The organism is Mycolicibacterium austroafricanum (assembly GCF_000612725.1).
In the GTDB taxonomy this organism is placed as follows: Bacteria; Actinomycetota; Actinomycetes; order Mycobacteriales; family Mycobacteriaceae; genus Mycobacterium; species Mycobacterium austroafricanum.
This window is the reverse complement of sequence record NZ_HG964464.1, coordinates 1-22,115: the sequence shown is the minus strand read 5'-3', so window position 1 is coordinate 22,115 and position 22,115 is coordinate 1. Positions and strand designations below refer to the sequence as shown.

General features: G+C 66.3%; 17 protein-coding genes and 1 pseudogene. 4 read left to right on the top strand and 14 right to left on the bottom strand.

Translation table 11 applies throughout. From position 1 onward, the window contains the following. Positions 1-34: 34 nt before the first annotated feature. The 6 genes and pseudogenes from BN976_RS31640 to BN976_RS31610 form a co-directional block, all read right to left on the bottom strand. Positions 35-963, bottom strand: a pseudogene (locus BN976_RS31640) (IS3 family transposase); the annotation flags it as partial. 135 nt (positions 964-1,098) lie between these two features. Continuing rightward, positions 1,099-2,460 (bottom strand): hypothetical protein, encoded by a 1,362-nt coding sequence (locus tag BN976_RS31630; protein ID WP_011780897.1) that lies wholly within the window; start codon positions 2,458-2,460, stop codon positions 1,099-1,101. After that, positions 2,457-2,906: a hypothetical protein gene (locus tag BN976_RS31625; RefSeq protein ID WP_011780898.1), complete on the bottom strand. Its 450-nt coding sequence runs from the start codon at positions 2,904-2,906 to the stop codon at positions 2,457-2,459. Before BN976_RS31625 ends, BN976_RS31630 begins: the two co-directional genes overlap by 4 nt. A 1,072-nt stretch (positions 2,907-3,978) precedes the next feature. Next, the gene (locus BN976_RS31620) at positions 3,979-5,124 is read right to left on the bottom strand and encodes a cation diffusion facilitator family transporter (protein WP_011780899.1); all 1,146 of its coding nucleotides are present in this window, start codon (positions 5,122-5,124) and stop codon (positions 3,979-3,981) included. Positions 5,125-5,126: 2 nt separating this feature from the next. Beyond that, positions 5,127-5,540 carry an ArsR/SmtB family transcription factor gene (locus BN976_RS31615; RefSeq protein ID WP_011780900.1) on the bottom strand — a complete coding sequence of 138 codons (414 nt, stop codon included), beginning with the start codon at positions 5,538-5,540 and terminating at the stop codon, positions 5,127-5,129. Positions 5,541-5,725: 185 nt separating this feature from the next. Continuing rightward, positions 5,726-6,085, bottom strand: coding sequence for an ArsR/SmtB family transcription factor (locus tag BN976_RS31610; RefSeq protein ID WP_011780901.1), 360 nt, complete (start codon positions 6,083-6,085; stop codon positions 5,726-5,728). A gap of 111 nt (positions 6,086-6,196) precedes the next feature. Here BN976_RS31610 and BN976_RS31605 point away from each other — a divergent pair, with 111 nt between their 5' ends. Further along, positions 6,197-8,182 carry a heavy metal translocating P-type ATPase gene (locus tag BN976_RS31605; RefSeq protein WP_109489702.1) on the top strand — a complete coding sequence of 662 codons (1,986 nt, stop codon included), beginning with the start codon at positions 6,197-6,199 and terminating at the stop codon, positions 8,180-8,182. A 101-nt stretch (positions 8,183-8,283) separates the two neighbouring features. Here the strand turns inward: BN976_RS31605 and BN976_RS34740 are convergent, their stop codons facing one another. Beyond that, the gene (locus BN976_RS34740) at positions 8,284-8,418 is read right to left on the bottom strand and encodes an ArsR/SmtB family transcription factor (protein ID WP_322786222.1); all 135 of its coding nucleotides are present in this window, start codon (positions 8,416-8,418) and stop codon (positions 8,284-8,286) included. An 11-nt stretch (positions 8,419-8,429) separates the two neighbouring features. Beyond that, on the bottom strand, positions 8,430-8,639 hold the full coding sequence (locus BN976_RS34735) for a hypothetical protein (RefSeq protein WP_322786223.1): 210 nt from the start codon (positions 8,637-8,639) through the stop codon (positions 8,430-8,432). Between BN976_RS34735 and BN976_RS31595 the strand changes: the two genes are divergently transcribed. Continuing rightward, positions 8,638-9,240 carry a hypothetical protein gene (locus tag BN976_RS31595; RefSeq protein ID WP_036377715.1) on the top strand — a complete coding sequence of 201 codons (603 nt, stop codon included), beginning with the start codon at positions 8,638-8,640 and terminating at the stop codon, positions 9,238-9,240. The genes BN976_RS34735 and BN976_RS31595 overlap by 2 nt on opposite strands. Positions 9,241-9,370: 130 nt before the next feature. Here BN976_RS31595 and BN976_RS31590 read toward each other — a convergent pair whose 3' ends face one another. Both BN976_RS31590 and BN976_RS31585 read right to left on the bottom strand, forming a co-directional pair. After that, positions 9,371-9,874 carry a hypothetical protein gene (locus BN976_RS31590; RefSeq protein WP_011780904.1) on the bottom strand — a complete coding sequence of 168 codons (504 nt, stop codon included), beginning with the start codon at positions 9,872-9,874 and terminating at the stop codon, positions 9,371-9,373. A gap of 333 nt (positions 9,875-10,207) precedes the next feature. Continuing rightward, entirely contained in the window at positions 10,208-10,678 is a 471-nt protein-coding gene (locus tag BN976_RS31585; protein ID WP_011780905.1) for a hypothetical protein, read from the bottom strand. A 322-nt stretch (positions 10,679-11,000) separates the two neighbouring features. Between BN976_RS31585 and mobF the strand changes: the two genes are divergently transcribed. After that, positions 11,001-16,859, top strand: a complete 5,859-nt coding sequence (gene mobF / locus BN976_RS31580) for a MobF family relaxase (protein ID WP_011780906.1) — start codon at positions 11,001-11,003, stop codon at positions 16,857-16,859. Positions 16,860-17,214: 355 nt separating this feature from the next. Here mobF and BN976_RS31570 read toward each other — a convergent pair whose 3' ends face one another. The 4 genes from BN976_RS31570 to BN976_RS34220 form a co-directional block, all read right to left on the bottom strand. Further along, the gene (locus BN976_RS31570) at positions 17,215-17,796 is read right to left on the bottom strand and encodes a hypothetical protein (RefSeq protein WP_036377721.1); all 582 of its coding nucleotides are present in this window, start codon (positions 17,794-17,796) and stop codon (positions 17,215-17,217) included. 62 nt (positions 17,797-17,858) lie between these two features. Then, entirely contained in the window at positions 17,859-20,279 is a 2,421-nt protein-coding gene (locus tag BN976_RS31565) for an EspK C-terminal domain-containing protein (RefSeq protein WP_036377720.1), read from the bottom strand. Further along, entirely contained in the window at positions 20,279-20,773 is a 495-nt protein-coding gene (locus tag BN976_RS31560) for a hypothetical protein (RefSeq protein WP_235622210.1), read from the bottom strand. Before BN976_RS31560 ends, BN976_RS31565 begins: the two co-directional genes overlap by 1 nt. 139 nt (positions 20,774-20,912) lie before the next feature. Next, positions 20,913-21,116 (bottom strand): hypothetical protein, encoded by a 204-nt coding sequence (locus BN976_RS34220; protein ID WP_036377709.1) that lies wholly within the window; start codon positions 21,114-21,116, stop codon positions 20,913-20,915. Between the two features lie 25 nt (positions 21,117-21,141). Here BN976_RS34220 and BN976_RS34215 point away from each other — a divergent pair, with 25 nt between their 5' ends. After that, complete coding sequence (locus tag BN976_RS34215; RefSeq protein ID WP_162144932.1) at positions 21,142-21,417, top strand: hypothetical protein; 276 nt, start codon at positions 21,142-21,144, stop codon at positions 21,415-21,417. Positions 21,418-22,115 lie beyond the last annotated feature (698 nt).

Sequence of the window (22,115 nt, the reverse complement as noted above, 5' to 3'; positions counted from 1 at the left end):
CCCGCCGCAGACTCGGCCCAGATTAGCCGGATAACCACGGCGAGCCGGGATCAATGAAAAGGGAACCGGCACTGTTGAATCGGCACCAATCGCTCACGGCGTGGGCCACGAACTCGGGCCCGTTGTCGAAGCGCACGTAGTGCGGCGCCCCGTGGGTGAGGGCCAGGCGATCCAAGACGTCGACGACGCCGTCGGCGTTGATGGCGCGGTCGACCTCAATCGCGAGTGCTTCGCGGGTGAATTCGTCGATGACGTTGAGCATCTTGAGGATGCGGCCATCGGCGGTCGTGTCGAACTGGAAGTCCATCGCCCAGATCACGTTCGGGCGGATCGGTGACATCGCACCCACGGCGACACCGATGCCGGTCAGCCGCTTCTTGCGGCGGCGCTGTGGGACCCGCAAGCCCTCTTCACGCCACAGCCGGCGGATGCGCTTGTTGTTGGCTTTCCAGCCGGCCTTGCGGGCCATCTTGGCTGCCCGTCGCCACCCCCAGCGAGGTCGATCGGTGGAGAACCGGCGCAACCAAGCCCGCAGCTCGGCCTCCTCGGTGGCGATCGGCGCCGGCGTCAGGCGCATCGTGGAGCGGTGCAGACCCACGACCGTGCAGGCGCGGCGTTCAGACACCCCGAACCGCTCGCGCAGCACCGTGACGGCGCTGCGCTTGCGGTTCGGGGTCAGAAGTTTCCCGCCGAGATCTCCTTGAGCATGTCGATGTCGAGGGCCTGGTTGGCGACCATCTTCTTGAGCCGGGCGTTCTCGGCTTCGAGTTCTTTGAGACGCTTGGCGTCGTTGGCCTTCATGCCGCCGTACTGGGCAAGCCAGCGATGCCACGTCGACTCCGCGATCTCTAGGTGTCGGCACACCTCGCTCAGTTCCTGGCCCGCTGCAAGGAGCTTGTTGCCCTCGGCGAGCTTGCGGATGATCTGGTCCGGGGTGTGCCGCCGGCGCTTGTTCGATGCCATGTCGTTGTTGATTCTTCCTTGCCCGCAGACCGGGCAACAGAGTCGCACAACGACTGGACCACTACGAAGGGCTCACCTCACACAATCTACTATGCAACTCAGTAGGACGCACAGGAATCTGGTGAGAGGCTGTTATCAGCCGCCGAACAGAAGGTAGAGACCGGTGAACGTGTAGCCGACCATCGTCAGCATCATCGCCACCTGACCGGTGATCTGATGCTGTTGGGGCAACAACCCCAAAGCGCGATCGTGCGCAGAGATCACCGCCACGATGTGCCCCACGACCACACACGCAACCTTGATCGTCCAGAGCACTGACGGATGTTGAGACAAGACGTAACTGACGTCATCCGGTGCCAATCCGAACAGTCGCCAACCCAGGCCGAACGGATCAGCCAAGCGCACGACAGTTTCCTGTCCGCGCTCGACGAGGTAAGACAAGTAGTGGGCGAATATGTAGCCGACCACGATTGGTATTAGCGAGTGCGCTAACTGGCCGGGAAGTCGTTGGCGCTCCTGGGGACTGATGCCGCCGGTTGCTCGTGCCGCACCCCAAAAAGTCGTACCGACAACCGCGACGAACACGACCAATGCCGTTGTCCGCAGCACTGTCGCGCCGCCGGCTTCTCCGAAGAATGGGACCCCTGTTGCGATGCGATCAACGAAGTTTCGGAATGCCGGAGCCTGGGAGAAACTGTCAAAGGCAGTGGAGCCCAGCAGCACCGCCAGAACGGCGACGGTTCCAGGACGCATCGGCAGCGTCGGCAGATGATCGAGGGGATTGACGACTTCTATTCGTCCCGAACCCGGCGCACGCCGAAAAGGTGATAGCCGTGAAACCGCCATGCTGTAGACCTCGAACGGGTCTGCCCGCGCGAACCACCGAGCGCCGAAAACCCCCGCGCCGACGCCCATAACCAATGCGTAAATCAGTAACCACGTTCTGATGGCAGCCAGCGAACCTGGGTCAGGACTGGCCAACTCAAGCCAGACGAACGCGAACAGCCCGAAGGCGGCCGGCCAGTAGCCCCATCGTTGCGGATAGGAGCGGCCCGAGGTATCGGGTCCCTTCCGTCGAACAATGCCGCAAATGCGATAGACGGTGCGCGCCGGCGACAACAGGCGCCAGACCGGACCCACGCAGACTGACAGAGCAACCAGCCCGACCCACAGTAGGACGTAGAACGCGCCGGGCAGAGCGCTGTCGCTTCCGTCGGGGCCCCATATGGCGGCCGCCAGCACCCAAAGCGCAAACAACAGTGCCATCAGCGCGATGACCCAGCGTGCCGTCGGAGAGTCGACGGCACGGCTGACCCAGGCAGGTAGTTGGCGGCCCGGCTTTGCGGGGTCAAAGCGCGGGTGCTTCCAAGCGAGGGCAACGATCGCAAAAGTCGCCGTCAGGGCCCATGCCGCACCGATGAGGGCGAACGACAGCGGCACAGGAAGGTCAGTGGAACCGCCTACGCCGTGCGCGAAGATTTCGACGTGCGAAGTCACGGCCGAACTTGGATGGTGACCACAGTGCGATCGAGGTCGTGCAGCTCGATGTCGACTTGACCGGGCACATCCACGGTGAACTCGAAACTCTGATCTGGGCGCGGTTCGATGTTGAACGTGTGCTCAGGTATGGAGTGGACGTGCAGTTGGTCGGCGACATCGCTGGTCACCTGCAGCACAATCGGCTTTCCGACGGTGGCTTGCGCTTGGCCGTTCGTCGGAGTGACCGTCCCCCCGGCGATCAAGACCTCAACCACGGTGCCATCAGTAGCTGGTGGCGCTGGTTCGGTCCGAGGCGGCTCCGTGGAGATCGTCGTGGCGGCTGTCGACGCAGCCTGGCCGGTCGACGATGTCGAATCCGTCGTCGTGGATCCGCAACCTACTAGCGCAAACAGTGTCGCCGCAGCGGCGATGACGGCGCCAAACCGGGATGCCCTAGCGATCACGGGGTCTCGTTCCTCTCGACGACGGGGCCCTGCCTGGGATCGGGGTCGCCTCCTGGTTCGCGACGTCGGTTCCGACGGGCAATGAAGAAGACGACACCGACGATGGCCAATGCGGGCGCGAACGCTGGAAGCGACATCCACAGTCCCACGTCGGTAGCGAGGTAGGAGATCGCTGGAGTATTCGTGCCTCGACCGGCTTCGCTCGCGAGGAAGTCCATCAGCACTGTGGTCCCAAGATCGCCATGGACATCCGCGACACCCCCTTCGACGCCACCCTTTCAACAGCACGCGCGCGGCTGTCGGGACTCGAACTTTTCCGACGCCTACGTACTGTCGCCGTACTTCGTGAAGACGAAACATACCGGAACCGTCGGTACCGGGTTTCTTCAGGAGCCCAACCTCGCCGTGCACCGATGGTGCCAGTCGTTCCGCTCGTCGGCGCAAGCAAGCAGCAGCAGCAGCAGCAGCTGGTTAGTCGCAATGGCGCTCCGGGGTCGCGGGCGTTCTGGCGAAGAGCTCCAAGAAAGAACCAGCCGAACTCGGCGCCGAGACAGACAACGCACGACACCCCCCGCCCTCCCGTGTGTAGTTTGCCGCTGCGTGTCATACGGCGATGGTTCGAACTGCGGGTTTCCGGTCTTGCCATTCAGATGTCAAACGGACTTTTGCCATCCAGATGTCGAATCCTAGATTCGTACGATTGAACCGGTGCGAGCGGACGCGCCCGGTGGCCTGCTTGTAAGAGCGCGGCTTTTGCGTCTGCGGCCGTAAGCGCGGGAAGCTTCGCATCGAGGTCCTAGCCGAGCGTGCTTACCCGCCCGGCGCCATCGCAACCGTCTCATTGTCCTCCGACATTGAGGATCTGACTCACGCAGTGTGAGACAAGAAATGAGACGGCGCGACTGGCGCTATGCGATCGCAATGTAGGCCGCGTGGGGCCGTCTCGTTTCTCTAGATCCGAGACTGAAACGACTGGTATGGCCAGGCCCGCGCACACCACCGCGATGAGGACGGCCAGCGTCTCGACGACGACCGACGATTGGGACGTTCCACAAGCGTGGACCTTTGAGGGCTATTGCTGGTGCGGGTGAGACGGCTCGACGTCATGACGATGGTCCTCCGGTTCGGTGGAGCCTCCGGCGGGATAGGCATGGACGAGTGCGCTGGACAGCTTCGGCACCGCGTGAGTCAGCGTGTGTTCGGCGTCGTGAGCGATGCGGTGCGCCTCGGAGAGACTTGTGGCGGGGTCGATGTCGAGTTCGGCGTCGGCGTGCAGCCGGTGTCCCATCCAGCGCATCTTCACGCTGCGTACCCCGGTGACGCCTGGTTCGGCGGCCAGGGCGGCTTCGGCGGTGTCGACGAACTTGGGGTCTACGGCATCCATGAGTCGCCGGAAGATGTCGCGGACGGCGGTGCGCAGGACGGCGAGGATCGCGACGGTGATGACGAGTCCGATGATGGGGTCGGCCAGGGGGAAGCCCAGCGCGACGCCTCCGGCACCGAAAAGCACTGCCAGGGAAGTGAAGCCGTCCGTGCGGGCGTGTAGTCCGTCGGCGATCAGTGCTGCTGAGCCGATCTGGCGTCCGACGCGGATGCGGTAGACGGCGACCAGTTCGTTGCCGATGAACCCGACGAGTCCAGCGGCGGCGACCCAGCCGACGTGTTCGATGGGTACGGGGTTGATCAGGCGGCGGATGGATTCGATTCCGGCGATGATGGCCGACAGGGTGATCATGGCGACGACGAAGAGCCCGGCGAGGTCTTCGGCCCGTCCGAACCCGTAGGTGTAGCGCCGGGTCGCGGCCTTCGTACTCAAGGCGAAGGCGATCCACAGCGGGACGGCGGTCAAGGCGTCGGAGAAGTTGTGGATGGTGTCGGCCAATAGCGCGACCGAGCTGGAGATGACGACGATCACGATCTGGGCGATCGCGGTAACTCCGAGGGCCAGCAGGCTGATCTTCACCGCCCGGATGCCGGCGGCGCTGGATTCCAGGGCACCGTCGATGCTGTCGGAGGCATCGTGGCTGTGTGGGGCGAACACCTCGCGGATGGCCGCGCCGAACTTCCCGCCCCACCCGTCGTGACTGTGACCGTGACCGTGGTCATGGTCGTGGCTGTGCCCCTCGCCGTGGTCATGGGAGCCTTGGTCGTGACCATCGTTGTCCGCGTGCGAGTTTCCTTCGTGAGGGTCGGTGGCGGCGATGGGTTCGTGGGCCATGATCAGCCTTCCTTGTGACGCGGTGAGGGGTCTGTCGGAGTGTCGGGATGAAGTGCTCGCAGCTCCCCTGTGCTGGCGTGGTGTCCCGGTACGCCGGGGCCGGAGTGTTCGGCGTTGAACACCGCGTCGGTGACCAGCTGCGCGACGTGGTCGTTCTCCATGCTGTAGAAGATCGTGGTGCCCTCACGACGGGTCCGCACCAGCCGTGCCATCCGCAACTTGGCCAGGTGCTGCGACACCGACGGGGCCGGTTTCCCGACGTGCTCAGCCAGTTCGTTGACCGACATCTCACGGTCCACCAGCGCCCACAAGACCTGCACGCGAGTGGCGTCAGCGAGCATCCGGAACACCTCGACGACCAAGCCGACCTGGTCCTCGGGCAACCGTCGACGACATCCACTCGTATCTGCATTCATACGCAGGTAACTTACGTGCGCAGTCGCTTATTGTCCAATCTGCGTAGGAATGCAGACACCCATCTTCGCGCGACTCCGCCTCACCTCCAAGCGTGAAACAGGAACTGAACCGTGCAAATTTTTAGAAACGAGACGGGGCCGTCGTTAGACAGCCGTCCGAGGTGCTCCTCGTCCAGCAGTTTCGATTAGTGCGTGGCGGGCTGACGCGCGGCGATGTCGCTAGCGCCGGCTTCGATGTGATCAGCGTGAAACAGTGCCTGGCTGAGGAGCCGGTGGACGTGCTGGTCGGCTGCCGAGTAGAACACGAAGGTTCCTTCGCGGCGGCCTTTGACCAGGCCCGCTAACCGCAGCTTGGCTAGATGCTGGCTGACGACGGTGGGGGCGACGTCAGCCAACTCGGCCAGACACGCCACCGAGGACTCGCCTTGCAGCAGCGCCCAGAGGACTTTGATTCGAGTCGGGTCGCTGAGCATCCGAAATGACTCCGCTGCGAGGTGCACCTGTTCCTCGTTGGGCATTTGAAAGTCCGGCAGCGAGGTGTGCATGCTGCGAGTTTACCGTGGGAGTCGTGTGATCAGCTGCACAACTGACTGCGTGTACGTGTAGGTGCGAAGGTGCGCGTATGCGCAGGTATAGTAGTTCGGGTGAGTGCCGACCTGCAAGCTGCCGACTGGGAACGGACGACCGCTACCGGCGAGGAGGTCCGTGGGTGGCGGGCACCCCGGTCGAGCGCGTGGTCGCTGCCCGAGGTGCGGTGGGCGCTCATCGCGACCGTGCTGTTCGTGGTGGGTGGGCTCGCCCAGCTCGTTGGGGCACCGCCCTGGCTGTACTGGACGCTGTATCTGGCGTGCTACGTCACCGGCGGCTGGGAGCCGGGATGGGCAGGGCTGCAAGCCCTACGCGACAAGACGCTCGACGTCGATCTGCTGATGGTGGCCGCCGCGATCGGTGCCGCCGCGATCGGGCAGGTCTTCGACGGTGCCCTGCTGATCGTCATCTTCGCCACCTCCGGCGCACTGGAGGCGGTGGCCACCAAACGCACCGAGGACTCGGTGCGCGGACTGCTCGATCTGGCCCCCGACACCGCGACCCGCCTTACCGACTCCGGCGCCGAGGAGGTGGTGGACACCGCGGTACTCGACGTGGGCGATGTGTTGATGATCCGACCCGGTGAACGCATCGGCGGTGACGGCACAGTCGTCGACGGCGCCAGCGAGGTCGACCAGGCCACCATCACCGGCGAACCCCTACCGGTGGACAAGGCAACCGGTGACGAGGTGTTCGCCGGCACGGTCAACGGCACTGGCACCCTGAGGGTGCGGGTGACACGCCCGGCAGCGGACACGGTGATCGCGCGGATCATCGCGATGGTGTCCGAAGCCAGCGCCAGCAAGGCCAAGATGCAGCTGTTCATCGAAAAGATCGAACAGCGCTACTCGATCGGCATGGTCCTTGCCACGATCGCACTGTTCACCATTCCGCTGGTGCTCGGCGCTGATCTACAACCCACTCTGCTACGGGCGATGACATTCATGATCGTCGCCTCACCGTGCGCGCTGGTGTTGTCCACCATGCCGCCGCTGCTGTCGGCGATCGCCAACGCCGGCCGCCACGGCGTCCTGGTCAAATCCGCCGTCGTGCTCGAAAAGCTCAGCACCGTCACCCATGTCGCGTTCGACAAGACCGGCACCCTCACCGAAGGCTCCCCTCGGTTGGTACACATCCGCCCAGTGCCCGATGCCGCGGTCGACGACGCCGAACTGCTCGCGTTGGCCGCCGCCGCCGAGAACCCGTCGGAGCACCCGTTGGCCCGTGCCATCGTCGCCGCGGCACGCGACGCGGGTCTGACCCTGCAGCCTGTCGAGGACTTCGGCTCCACCCCCGGCCACGGGGTGCGTGCCCGCATCGGCGAGGACCTCGTCGAGGTCGGCAATCCCACCCTGCTGCCTGCGGTCCGCGAGATCGCCCACGAGATGGTGGACGACCTCGAACAGACCGGCCACACCGCGGTCATCGTTCGACTCAACGGCACCGTGGTCGGGGTGCTGGGCTTGACCGACCGGGTCCGCGACGCTGCGGCTGACATGGTGGCCGCGCTGACCGAACTCACTGGGGCCCAGCCGATCCTGTTGACCGGTGACAACCCGCGCGCTGCTGCAGCGCTCGCCGCTCAGGTCGGCATCACCGATGTCCGTGCAGGGCTGCTACCTCAGGACAAAGTCGAGGCCGTACGCGAACTGGAAGCCGCCGGCGCCAAGGTGATGCTGGTCGGTGACGGTGTCAACGACGCACCCGCCATGGCCCTCGCCACCGTCGGGGTCGCCAAGGGACGCACCGGGTCAGACCTCGCCCTCGCCACCGCCGATGCCGTCATCACCCGCGACGACCTGTCCACCATCCCCGCCGTCCTTGCTCTAGCGCGCCGGGCTCGCCGCCTCGTAATCGCCAACCTCACCATCGCGGCCACCTTGATCACCGTGCTGGTCGCCTGGGACCTCATCGGTCACCTCCCACTCCCACTTGGAGTGGCCGGCCACGAAGGCTCGACCATCGTCGTCGGGCTCAACGGCCTACGACTACTCCGAGACGCCGCCTGGCCATCAACACGAGGAACGAAGGCCACAGCCAAGACCGGGAAATGACCATGGCGTGCCATGCAAGCGCGGGGACCAGTCATCGAGCTGAGACAAGATGTGAGCCGCCTCGATTCTAGAAATGAGACGATGGCCATCGGGTTGAGCCGTTAGGTCGAATGTGTCGATACTGCGGCGGCGATACGGTCGAGGGCTTCGGTATTCACGCGGTAGTAGGCCCATTTGCCGCATTGGTCGCGGCTGACCAGGCCCCTGTCGACCAACAACTTCATGTGATGCGACACCGTGGGCTGGGTCAACCGAGTGGTTCGGTGAGGTCACAGATGCAGGCTTCCCCGCCGTCGGATGCGGCGATGAGGGACACCAGCTTGTCCCATGCGGGGTCGGCGAGCGCTTTGAACAACGAGGCGAGACGTTCGGCGGCCACCGTCCGGACCCCTGTCGAGGCGGCGGCCGTCGCACACACCGCCGACCAAGCCGCCAGGCTGGCATGCGAGCTGGGCATGGAGTCCTTGCAGAGCGTGCACGGCGACTTGGGCTACGACGATCCCATGTTGGTAGGGAAGTACTTCGGAGTCGACGTGCTCCCGTTCGAAGTCGGCGGTCCCGCGCAAGTCACGCGCCGCTCCAGCCCTGCTGGCGTCGTAACAACTCCGCCCCGCGTCATGCCCTACTACCTGACCCCCGTCGTCGAGCTGCCCTACCCCGGGCAGGACGGCTACCGCGAACTGTTCACCGACGACGCGTTCTCCGGACGCCGCCAAGCCTGCGACGTCCACGCCGGAAACTGGACCGTGGTGCTGACCGCAGTTACGGCCTTCCTCGAGCCCTTTCCGGCCAGTGCCGACACCGCCACCATCGCTCACGCCGCGCGGAACCGTGCGCCGTTCGCCGCTCTCGCTGCGGCGGACCGCCGCCTGACGCTGGCACTGCTGGGCTACAGCGACTCGCTGCGCGTCTACACCAACGGTCACGGCCACCGCGAAACGATTGGCCAGCACCGCATCTGCTGGGCCCGCACAGCCGGCGTGTGCGCGCTGCCCGTGTGGTTCGACGCCACAACGGTGCGCCCGCCGCGCGACGCGGTGCTCCTGCAGCGCGGCTGAACCGCCCTCTCTCTGCCACTCCCCTGGCCCGTCCAGCTCGACGCTGCGACACCGCCCGCCAGGGCGACGCACCCGCCGTTCGGGGGTCTCTGGCGCGACACCAGCCACCGCCGCTCCGCCCGCGCCAGGATCACCACAGCGTGGGCTGGTCGCCAAGCAGGGCCGCCTGTACCGCGGCGGCGTCCCAGCCGTGCCGCACCGCATCGCGCAGCGCCACCGAGCGCTCACGCCGAACACCGCGACTGTCGAAGCGTCGCACCGCATGGCGACCGCCGCCGCGACGCATCCGCGCCATCCGCTCCATGTTGTCGCCCTGCGAGCCCGACACCACGTGCTGTTGAACGTCTGTCGCGGCCGCGACCTTCACGCACACCGGGTTGTCGCATTCGTGCAAACCCAGCACGCCCGCTGCCACACTTCCGGCTGCGATCGCCAACGCGTAACGATGCGGACGCACACAGAACCCCACACCGTCGCGCGTGAGATAGAAACGGCCGTAACCATCGGCACCAATGGCCCCAGTCCAGATGTTGCAATCCGAAGGCGTTGGGCCACAGACGACGTGGCTGTGGAACCGGGCAATCTCAGCGGCGTGCAACAGCCGATCAACGATCAGCTGCCCCGCGCTTCTCATGGCCGCCGACCCTACGTCCGTGCACTGACACTGGGCCTGTCCAGAGCCGCCTGCGGCGTCCCGACTGAGAGAGCCGCAGCGGCGTTCGAGGAGCTACCCCTGCGTTGTGCCATCTGAGACACCGCCGAACAACGCCCTGCGCCGCTGCAACTCCCCCTAAGTCGCGACCCCCGTGCGCTCAACAGTGCCGGGTCCGTGCGCAGCTCCCGCAGCGCATCGTCGCGACGCGCGAGGGCCAGCGGATTCCCGTCGCCGAGGCCACCGGAGTTCTGCTCGTCGTGCAACACCCTGTGTTCGTCTCATCTCTGCGCCGCTTACCTGTCATCCCCTGCGTCAGGCCGAGGCCGCGTCGGGCTCGTCGGCCCCCGAGTAGGCGACACCGCCAGGCACGCCACCTACCTGACCGCCACCGCCTAGTGCATGCGAACCATTGCTGGGCGTGGACTTCTCGCCTTTCGGAGCGTGCCGAAGCATGGTCCGAATAATTCCGATTCCGACGTCTGTCCGTGCTGCGATGGTCGTCAGCGTCTCACCACGGCCTTGCATGCGCGCGACCGCCGCGCCGGCCTTCGCCCGGTGCGCGGCCACTCGCTTGGCCGCTTCGGCGTCGACCTGCTCGCGGAGCTGGGCCAGGCGCTCCTTCGTCCAGACCTCGACTTCAGCGACCTTGCCGACTTCGTATAGGAAGTTCGTGGCGTCGTCGATGTTCGCCTTGTCCCGCGCAGCGCGCGCTTCGTTGGCGCGCCGGATCGCTTCCACAGCCCGTCGCCGGGCTTCCAACTTGGACGTTCCTGGTGCTGTCATGTCCGGGACACTAAAACGGGCCGGACCGGACGTGCCACCACCACAGCCACATTCGCCATCGACCAGTTTTTTCGTCGCCGCCCCTACGGCACCACCGCCCCTCGCTCATTAACCGTGCAGCCCGTCCCCTCGCCGCCGCCGCACCGCCTACTCAGCTCCCTCCCTCACAGCCCCCTTCCACTGCCCAACGACAGACCACACACCTCTTGCACTCAGGAAGCCCGGCTGTCTAAGACTTTTCTAAGAACCTCCGGTTTGGTGGTGGCTTCGCCAACCCCGGAGTTCGTAGCGTGCGGCGCATGCGGACACCGGCGTGCGCGTCATGGTGATGACGCTGCACAAGCTGACCGCCGGGGACGGATACCTGTACCTGGTGCGGCAGGTCGCTGCCTCCGACAGCACCGAGCGGGGCCGCTCCACCCTAGCCGACTACTACTCCGCCAAGGGGGAATCGCCGGGACGCTGGATGGGACGCGGCCTGGCCGCCCTCTCTGACACCGGCCGATGCGAAGTCAGTCCGACTGCCCGCGAGGAGATTTGGACCGTCGGGGAAGGATCGGGGGTCAGCGAGGCACAGATGCGCGCCCTCTACGGCGTGGGTTTGCACCCCAACGCAGAGCGCATTCAGACCTACGTCACCGGCCGCAACATGGGCAACCAGCGCGCGGCCAGCCGCCTGGGCCGCGAGTTCCATGTCTGTGACGGCAAGCCGGAGTTCGCACGCCGTTTGGCAGTGTCGTTCCGCGATCACAACGCCGAAGTCGGCGCGCATTGGAACGCCACCATCGATCCAGAGATTCGCTCAGGCATCCGGACGCGCGTGGCGATGGAGTTGTTCGGCGAGGAGTACGGTCGCCCGCCCGCCGATGACCGCGAACTGTCCGGATTCATCGCCCGCAACACCCGCGCGAAGACCACCGCTGTGGCCGGCTACGACCTGACATTCTCGCCGGTGAAATCCGTCTCGGCACTGTGGGCTATCGCCCCGTTACCGGTGTCCGAGCAGATCGAAGCCGCACACGATGCGGCGGTCGCGGACGTCCTGAAATGGCTGCAAGATCAGGCCGCATTCACCCGCACCGGCGCCGGTGGTATCGCCCAGGTCGACACCGAAGGGCTCATCGCCGCGGTGTTCACCCACCGCGATTCCCGCGCCGGGGATCCCGACCTGCACACCCACGTCGCGATCTCCAACAAGGTGTCCTATGTCGACGCCAACGGCGTGCGCCGCTGGCTGGCTCTGGACGGCCAGCCCCTGCACCGTGTCACCGTCGCGGCCTCGGAGTTGTACAACACCCGACTGGAAGCCCATTTGATCTCCAGGCTGGGTGTGCGCTTCGCCGAACAGTCCCGTGGGCGGGGCAAACGCCCGGTGCGTGAAATCGTCGGAATGTCAGCGAAATTGATGGAGCGGTGGTCAAGTCGCCGTGCGGCGATCAAGGCCCGCACCGCCGAGCTGGCCAAGCAGTTTCAGGCCGATCATGGACGCGAGCCAACCAACGTCGAGATCATCGCGCTGGCCCAGCAGGCAACCCTGGAATCGCGCGAGGCCAAGCACGAGCCGCGCTCACTCGGCGAGCAGCGCCAGGAGTGGCACGCCCAGGCCGTCGAGGTCCTTGGGGAGCGCGGCGTGAACCAGATTCTGGCCGACACGTTGGCCGCACCGCAGACCACCCGCGAGGCCGTCACGGTCGACGAGGAATGGATCGCGTCGCGCGCTGGCGAACTCATCGCCACGGTGGCTGAAACCCGCTCCACCTGGCAGCGCCACCATGTGTGCGCCGAAGCTCTGCGGATGGCTCGCGGCCATGACGTGGCGCACGATGTCGCATTGGTCGAAAGACTCACCGATACCGCCCTCGGAGGGGGCTTCTCGGTGCCGCACGCCCGCGTCGAAGACGCCGAGTTGGGTGAGCCTGTCGCATTGCGTCGCCGCGACGGTGCCAGCGTCTACCGCCGCCATGGCGTCGCGCTCTACACCAGCCAGGAGACACTGGCCGCCGAGCAGCGAATCCTGGACGCAGTGCACCGCGGCGACGGGCGTGTCGCAAGCGCCGCGGACGTCGAAATGGCACTGGCGGATTCGACGGCGCGAGGGCGCACACTCAACCCCGGCCAGGCCGCACTGGTCACCGACATGGCCACCGCGGGGCGTCGTGTCGCACTGGCGCTGGCCCCGGCCGGAACCGGCAAGACCACGGCCATGGCAGCGCTGGCGCACGCGTGGCGCAGCTCGGGCGGACACGTCATCGGATTGGCCCCCACTGCTGACGCGGCGATCGTGCTTGGCGAGGACCTGGGCGCGACCACCGACACCCTGGACAAATACGTGTGGTCGGCCGATCTCGCCAAGGCCGCGACATCCTATGTGCCCGACTGGTTCAGCCGTGTCGGACCCGACACCCTGATCGTGGTCGACGAGGCCGGAAAAGCGGCTACCGCCGGGCTGGACGCGATGATCCGCGACGCTCTCAAGAAGGGCGCCAGCGTGCGTCTGGTCGGTGATGACGGGCAGCTCTCGTCGATCTCGGCCGGCGGCATTCTGCGTGACATCGCCGAGGCCACCGATGCCCTCACCTTGAGCGAAGTGGTGCGGTTCAAGTCCCCGGCCGAAGCCGCCGCCGGGCTCGCGCTGCACGACGCCGACCCGGCCGGAATCGGCTTCTACATCGACCATCACCGCATCCATGTCGGCACCGACGAGACCGCCGCCGATATGGCGTATCAGGCGTGGCGCGCCGACCTGGCTGCCGGTGGGGATTCGATTCTGCTCGCCCCGACCAACGACGTCATCAACGAGCTCAACGCCCGCGCCCGACTCGACCGATTGGCCACCGACCCCGAGGCCGCCAAAGCGCCCACCGTGGTGCTGGCCGATCAGCTCCACGCCAGCGTCGGAGACACCATCCGCACCCGCAAGAACAACCGCCGAATCACGATCGGCCGCAACGATTTCGTGCGCAACGGCTACCGCTACACCATCACCGAAGTCCTGCCCGATGGCGGCGTTAAAGCCCGCCATCTGCGCAGCGGGCGCATCGTGACGCTGCCCGCGGACTACATCGCAGAACACGTCACGCTGGGCTATGCGGCCACCATCGACTCAGCACAGGGTTTGACCGCCGGCGGCCGCGACACCAGGGGCACCTGCCACATCGTCGGCTCCGACATGCTGACCCGCCAGCACCTTTACGTCGCGTTGACCCGCGGCACCGACGAAAACCACCTCTACCTGTCCACGGCCGAGGGCGACCCGCACCGGCTGCTGTCCCCCAAGGCCACCCACCCCGACACCGCGGTCGACGTGCTGACCAGGATCTTGGCCCGCGACGGCGCCCAGGTCTCGGCGACCACCGCCGCCCGCCAAGCCGCCGATGCGGCCATGCGTCTGCAGGCGGCGGCCGATATGTACTACGACGCGCTCGGTGCCGCCGCCGAGAACCGTCTCGGCGTCGGTGCCCGTGATCGTCTCGATGCCCTTGCCGACGCGGTGATCCCGCAGTTGAGCCAGCGTGAGGCCTGGCCAGTGCTGCGCCGCAACCTGTCCGTCCTGGCCCTGCGTGGGGCGGACCCGCGCGAGCTGCTGACCGAGGCGCTGGCCAAGGGCAGCGTCGCCGACGCAGCGGACCCCGCCGCGGTGCTCGATCACCGCATCGACCCCGCCGGCACGCATTCCTCCGGCATCGGGGTGCTGCGCTGGCTGCCCGCCGTGCCCGAGGCGCTGGCCGACGATCCGCAATGGGGCGCCTATCTGGCCCGCCGCGAGAAGCTGGTCGAGGACCTGGCCGAAGAGATCCGCGAACGCGCACGCGGCTGGACCAATGCCACCGCACCCGCCTGGGCGCGCCCCCTGATCACGGTAAATCCGGTGCTGACCGCTGAAATCGCGGTGTTCCGCGCCGCCACCGGGGTAGCCGAAGCCGACACCCGCATCACCGGCGCTCGCCAGTTCCCGGTGCGCACGCGCGGTGTGCAGGCAGCGCTGCAGCGCCAGGCCGCCGCCGACATCGGCCGCCACAGCGCCGACACCTCCCGCTGGAACGAACTCATCGACGCCATCGACCCGCGCCTACGCTCGGATGCCTACTGGCCACAGCTGGCCGACCAGCTGGTCAAGGCCGCCCGCATCACTCCGCAACTGCGTCAGATCATTACGACCGCAGCACGGCAAGGACCGCTGCCCGACGAGCTGCCCGCGGCAGCGCTGTGGTGGCGCATTTCCGGTGCGCTGTCCCCGACCGCGACCCTGGCCACCACCCATTCGCGGCTACGCCCGCCCTGGGTCACCGATATCGACGTCGTGTTCGGAACCGCGCTCGCCGAAATCATCACCTCCGATCCCGCCTGGCCTGGGCTGGTCGCCGCGATCAGCGCGGCCGACCCGCAGAAGTGGACACCGCGGGATCTGCTGCACGTCGCCGCCGAGCAGCTCGCCGACGCCACCGACGAGGACCATCTGATCCCGCCCGGCGATTACGCCCGGCTCATCACCTACACCGTCGATGCCTTCACCCATCGCCTACAAGCCCGCCTCGGCGTGGACTTCGCGGACCTACCCACGCCCGAAGACCCACCGATCGATCCCGCCGAGGAAGCACTGTTCCCGCCCGACCCGCAAGATCCCTACGCGCACGTCGAAGAGCACTCGCCCTTCGACGACTACTTCGACGTCGCCCCGCCCGAAGACGTCGACTCCTTCGAATACAGGGCAGAAGAGCATGCCGGTCTGCAATTTGAAGACCTCTCCGCAAATCGCCCTACACCCGAATTGGGCATCACTATGGAGGTATTCCTTGCGCGGCTCACCGAGTACCGGAATGTCTGCGACGAAATCAAAACTCTGGCCGCCGATATCCGCGCCGGAAATGGCTCGGCGCTGCGCGCCGCCGCCGACGATCTGGTGCGCATGCGCCACCAGGTCGACGCCGACCGCCCCTACAGCCACGCCGTCACCGACGTGATGGAGCAATGGTCCGACGCTGATGCCCGCTACAACGACACCCTGCGCCTCATCGAACATTCCCGCAGCCAGCTCGATGTCCTGCTGGCCACCCCCGACGCCGAGGAACTCGACATCATCTCGGCCCGCCAACAGATCGCGTTCTACACCGACCTGCTCCCCGACCAGCCGCCTTCATTGCAGTTCCAGCAGGCACTCGCCGACGCCCAGGCTGCCCGCGCTGCGGCCGCCGGCGGCGCCGACAAGATCGTCACCGAGCGCGACATCGCCGCCGCCCGCGGCGCCGCCGAACGCGCCGACATCGCCGCGCTCAACGCGCTGCGGGTGCGGCGCCCGGTGCTGCGCCGCGAGCTCGAACGAGCCGAGCGCGACATTGCCACCGCATTCGCGGCCGCACAGACCTCCACCTCCGACACCCTCGAACAACTCCTTGAGTCCGCACGCTCGGAAGTCGCACTACTCCACGTCGCCGGCCACCTCGACCCCGAGCACACTCCCCTGCTCATCCCCGACGCCGCACTGTCCGGCCTCGAACCCCAGACCGCCGACCGCCTCAAATCCGTGGCCGCACAGCCCTATCGGCTCGCCGTCATCCGCGCCGACATCACCGACCGCGAAACCGTCGCAGCCCTCTACACCCTGCGCAACGCCGCCAGCGCCGAAGACCGCAAGGTGCTCTGGCTCTCGCCCACCGAGGCCAGGTCGACCCCGGCCCACGACGCCGAGCTGGCTGACACCATCACCACCATCGAGCACGCCCGCCACCAGGTCCGTGAGCAGCAGTGGGCACTGCCGCGCGGAGCCATCATCGTCATCGATGACCCCGCGGCCGCCGAGCCCGACCAGCTCGTTGACCTCGCCCGCCACGCTGCGGCCGCAGACGCCCGACTCATCCTCCTCGACCCCGGCACCCGCCGCGGGCCCAGCTCGTCCGCGGTGCAGCTCCTCACGCAATCGCTGCCCTGGAACAACGCACTCGCGAAAACCCCGTCAGCGCCCAAAGATCCGCTCCTGGCGTCGACGCCGGCGGTCACGCTGGCCGACCGCCTCGGCCGCAAGCGCCTCAGCGAACCATGGCAGCAACTGCTCACCCAATACGACACCGCGACCCGCGCGGTCCGCTCCGCACAGCGTCGTCAACTCGCCCGGGGATGGCGCAGCACCGACCTCGAGGCCTCAAAGGACCGCGACCGCACCCTGGGCGCCGGGATCGACGACTAACAGCCGCCAATGCGGCTCTGTGGTGGACTCCGGCGCGCACTCCCTGCCGCGATGACCCCATGAGCACGCGCCCCGAGCTTTATAGCCCCCATTGCGGGCTGGTGGTCAACCAAGACGAGTAGTACGAGAAGTGCAAGTCACACCACTTCTGGCGATCAGCGCCCCCACCCCGGACGGGCAAGACCCGGCGCGTGCTGGCGCCGGCGGCGGTCGGCAGCGGCCGAAACCGCGCCTCCGTGTCCGCCACCGCCGCGCGCAAGCCCCGCAGTACTGTCACCGAACGGGTTAGTGCCAGGCGCAACACGCCGGACATCCTCTGTCCTGGCGCGTTTCGGCGCGGAGAACAAGGCGGCCGCTAGGTCCAGTAGGCGGGCAGTGACTGCATGTGGTCTTTATCGCCGTGCTCCAGGGCGGTCAATTCGGCTATGGCCGCGGGCCCCTCGAGGGACGAGAGTCCGTTCGTCCAGGTCGTGATTCGGCCGCGGTACCAGCCACGCCAATCGACATCGAGCCCACCAGCGGCCAACCCGGCGTGGTACCAGGCACCTTCCCAATCACGCCATCGACGGCGGCCTTCAGCCGCCCGCTCAGCGAAGCTTCTAAGTACGGGGTTCTGCGCGGCGGCCTCGGCGAACTCCCTCACCACCTCGGGCTCATTGGCGTCAGCCCCTGGCATCAACTGTTCTGTCCGCTCGCGGGTCCCGTTCACCTCGGCCACCGCCGCGTACCAGGCGTCCAGCGCCACCCTCCAGCCTGATCCGGTATGCGGCTCCCAGGGCTGTACGACCATCGTCGCAATATCGCGCACCGCAAGGATATTGCTGCGCTCAAAGGCCTCGTCTGAGGTATCGCCAACTATTGCTGGCGACAGGCCGTGTCGCCAGTTTGGATCCAGGGTCCCAATTCGCGCGTCCATGAGGATCGGCTTGAGCAGCACGTAACGAGCCCACCCGTACTGGTGGCGTGCGCCCTGTTGTTGAAGCTCCCATATGTATGAACTCATGAGCCGACCGCCAGGTCCTCTTCGACGCTCACCAGAGCCTTGACGATCATGTCGCGCAGGTCAGGGTCGCCGGTGGCGGCCGCGGCGTAACACATGTCAGGCAGCGGTAGCGGGCGGTTAGCCCAGCCACCAATGTGTTCGGCGGCACGTGCCACCAGCCAGTGCGCCCGATAGTTGGCCAGCTCTTCGCCGCTGCCGCGGGGGTGGCCTGCCCCGCCGGTCATGAACGCGGGTCTGGACATGGCGGTGGTGCCGTTGAAGGTTTGGGCTTCCTCGTTGTATTTGGCCCACTGCTGGGTGCTGGGCTCACGGTCACCGCCGCGGGCAACCCAAATGTGGCGCAGCGCATTAGGGATCTCGACGGCTTGGGCCTGGGTAGTCGCCGCGGCCATCAGTGCGGCGCTCACTCCCGAGACGATCCTGTCCTGACAAATCGGGTCAGCGTCCATGACCCGCAGAAGACGCGGATAAACCTCGGGCCACAGCACCGCCAGCCGGTGCACGTGCATATCGTCGAGCACCGGAGCAGGCACCTGGACGCCAGGCTGCAGCAACGGATTGGTTTCTCGCGTGCACGCCGGCGGATGTTCCACCCCCGCGTCCCGGAGCGCGGGCGTCGGGAGTGTGCTCGCAGCCGCGACCAGGCGCCAACCCCACTCGGCACGCTGCTGGGCGTACTCCACGAGCACGCGTGCAGGATCGGACCAACCGAACCATAATTTCCGAAAGCTGTCTTTTACCAACGGATCTGTCGCCAATACCCGCACCGAGCGCGGAACGAAAACGCCCGCGGGGATATAGCTGGCTCCGTCGTTGGACTTGATGACGGTTTCGGTCCCGCTCGGGGACCGCAAAACCCCGACCGCCCACCCCGTCAGGTAATTGCCCGCCATGTAGGAGGCGTGCTGCAACTTCCAGACCAACTCCTTCGCCGCCGCCGCATCCGCTGACTCGCGCCGCTCCCGCGCAGCCGCCGTCTGGCCAGCGGCCACCACGCTCGCCGGAATCAGGGTCGGCCCAGCACCGGCGGCCGCTGCCGGCGGTGCTGTCGATGGGGCATTGCTACCAGCGGCGAGAGCGCCTGCCGGCACCGTCGCCGCAGGAGGCGGGAAAGGCCCGGCCGGGGGACCCATCGAACCGGGCGGAAGCATCATCGGCGCGCCGCCGACGGTACCCATACCCGCCCAGGCAGGAGCTGCGGCGGGGGCCACCATGCCTGAATGAGCGGCGGCCGCTGGCACCCCACCGCCCGCTGTCGCCGAGACCGGCGTCGCCTGCCCGCCGGCCGACAGGGCCGGTGACGGACTCGCTGGAGCTGGCGGGGGCGCAGCGGGCATTCCCCCACCGATAGCCCCGCCGGTCGACATCCCTTGGGTAAAGGCTGCAGCGGGTGACCCCGCACCTGAGCCAGCGCCCGGCACCCCACTTGCACTCGGCAATCCGATTCCAGCATCGGGCGTTTGGCCCACACCGCTACCCAGAGGATTAGAGCCCATCCCGGGCATTCCGCCACTTCCCAGGGCGCCAGGCATCTTCGGCGCACCACCGGAACCCATCCCGCCGCCGCCCATGCCGCCCATCGTCGGCACACCGCCACCACTCAGAGGTGCGGCCCCTGCCGCCGGAGAAGCCATACCCGGCGTCGGCTGCACCGGTTCTGTCGCGACCTTGATCCCTTCATCACCGGTTCCCGTCTTGATCCCGGGTTGCGTCGTGGACGTTCCCGCTGAATCCGTTGGCGACATCGCTGGCGGTGATTGATCACTGCCTTCTTGAAGTGGTGTCGACTTTGAGCTGTCGTCCTCCTGGGGAGGTGCTTTTTTGGGGTTGTCGTCCCCCTGTGTGATGCCGGGTGACGGACTATCGAGAGGTCGTGCTGGCGGGGCCGCGGGGGCGTCGCCCAACTTTGTCAAAAGGTCTAGAACCCTTGTGTTTTCAGTGCTCCTCCTGAACGAGGCATGCGACGCCATTGCAGCGGTTACTCCCGCCTCGGTCCGGTACCGGGCGATGCCGTGATACTGGGCCACCAGGGCTTCGGCCTCGCCTGAAAGTTTCGCGCTCGCGATCTTGGCATCCGCCTCACGGACAAGCTGCTCCTGACCTGACCGCGTTTCGCGCAGCACCGTGGCGATATCGGCGCACTTGTCAGCGACTTTGGCGTGCCATTCGGCGATCGTCTTGGCTTCCTCGGCCACCACCGCGTTCACCCGGTGAACCTCGTCAAAGCCTTGCGAATCGGCCGCATCGCGAAATCGTGCGCTGTCAGTGACGATCTGATGGTGGATACCGTCCCACGACGTTGCACCAGCCCGGTACGTCTGCTCCTGGGCATCCCAATGCCCAGCGTCCGGCGGCTCCATATCCGGCGTAACAATAAGCCGGCCATACGATCCCGCAGACCCTGTGACAGCAGGCATCAGCTGAACCCGCACTTCGCATCAATCACGTCGACCAGATCGTTGCCCTGCGTAATGGCGTGATTCGCTGCGTTCCAGTTGCGCATGTTGACCTCATGCATGCTGTCGATCTGAATCCCGATCCAGGCGATGATCGGCGCCCTAACTTCTGAGGGTGTCGCCGAGCCTATATGCGTACGCAGAAACGCGACCTGCGAAGTCATAGTGCGCTTTTCGACGGTTCGCGCTTCGTAGGTTTCGCCGCTGGACCTGCCGGTTGTTGCGGCGATCGACGCACGCTGTTTTCCAGCCGAAGTGATGACTCGGGCAGCCCGATCCCACGCCGTACAGGCGGCCACCTTAGCGGCCTGGGTGTCGCTGCTGCTGTACGTCAGTGGGGCCGGCGGAACCACGTTCACTGTGTGCCGTGCCGGTTCGATCGGATGGGCGAGGGCCAGGCCGCTCGTCACCACGGCACCTAGTGCGACCGCGAACGCCGCCGTCGCGGCGGTCATCCCGGTGCGGCGACGCCACCGGCCCCTCATGGTCATGACACGAAGGTATCGCGAGCGAGTGACACCGGGCCACCGCCGCGGGCACATTCGAAGGAGCAACTTTCCGCAATTCTGTTGCCTATAGATAACACTCGGCCCATCAGCGCTGGTACAGGGTGTGCTTGAACTCGTCGAGATTTGGGCATGAAAAAGCCTCGCGCGTCGAATCGAGGTTCGACGACAGCGAGGCGAAAGCCAGCGTGGAGCTGCGCGTCCAGGAGGCCGCTGACCGGCCGTCAGGTGCGCGCAGGCGGTCCGGTTGCGGCGGCATCGGCACGGTGCTCCCGGCGCGAACGGCGCTCATACGAGGAGGGCTAACGCCGCCACTCGTGAAGCGCGGCCGCAGCGGCGCCGACTATCTCGGCCAGCCCTTCGAGAAAGGCAATGATGCGTTCCATCGGCTCATCGCGCCGGCACAACACCGCCCGGATGACCATCACGAGCACAAGCAGAATCCGGACCAGATTCCAAGCGTCCGTTCGATCACATTGACCTCCTTGCGAGGTGTACCAAAAGAAAATGACCGACCGGTGGTCGCGCGTAAAAGCCGGGAAGACCCAGCTTCGATGCGCAATACAGGCGCGCCTTATCGTGGCAGACCATGAAAGTTTCAGTCCAGCAGTCAATTTAAATGGCTGGTCAACTTACGGAGTCGGCTTCGAGCTCACGCTGATGGGTGAGCCCGTCAACAGGTGCAGGGAGAGTCGCGCGGAAGCGGGACGGGATACGTGCACAGTCGTGCGACTAGCATCTGTTGCGGCAAGTTTGACTGCGACGAGGCGCAGGGCGGGAGAAGTCTGACGGTGATATGGGGGCCCTGACAGGATTCTGGGCGCACTAGCGGCACCTCATCCACTGTATTAGCAGGTAGCTGCCTCAGCCTGGAAGCGAGCGCCTTAGTGTGTCGCCCACCAGGGTAAGCCCGTCCGTTCCCGCGCCGGATGCCCCAACTTCCCTATCCTGGAGGCATGACAAACCAGGGCGGTGACGCCGGATCAGGACTTCCTCTGCCCCCCACTCCCCCGCGCCGCTTCGGTCAACTGCCCGACCTTGCTGTCCCAGATGACTTCGACGAGCCGCTACCCCCTACCGAAGCCGCGGTGTGGGAAGGGCCTGACCCGGCCGACGAGGACACCAGGGCTGCACTCGACGACGATGACTGGCCTATTGATGAGGCAGACCTTCGTGAGGCGCGAGGTTGTCCCGTTCTTCGTGGAATTTGAGGTGACGGTCCCTCACCTGAGGCCTGCCTGATGGTAGGTCTTCGGGTGAACCGCCAAGTACACCTCGAAGAAGGAGTAAG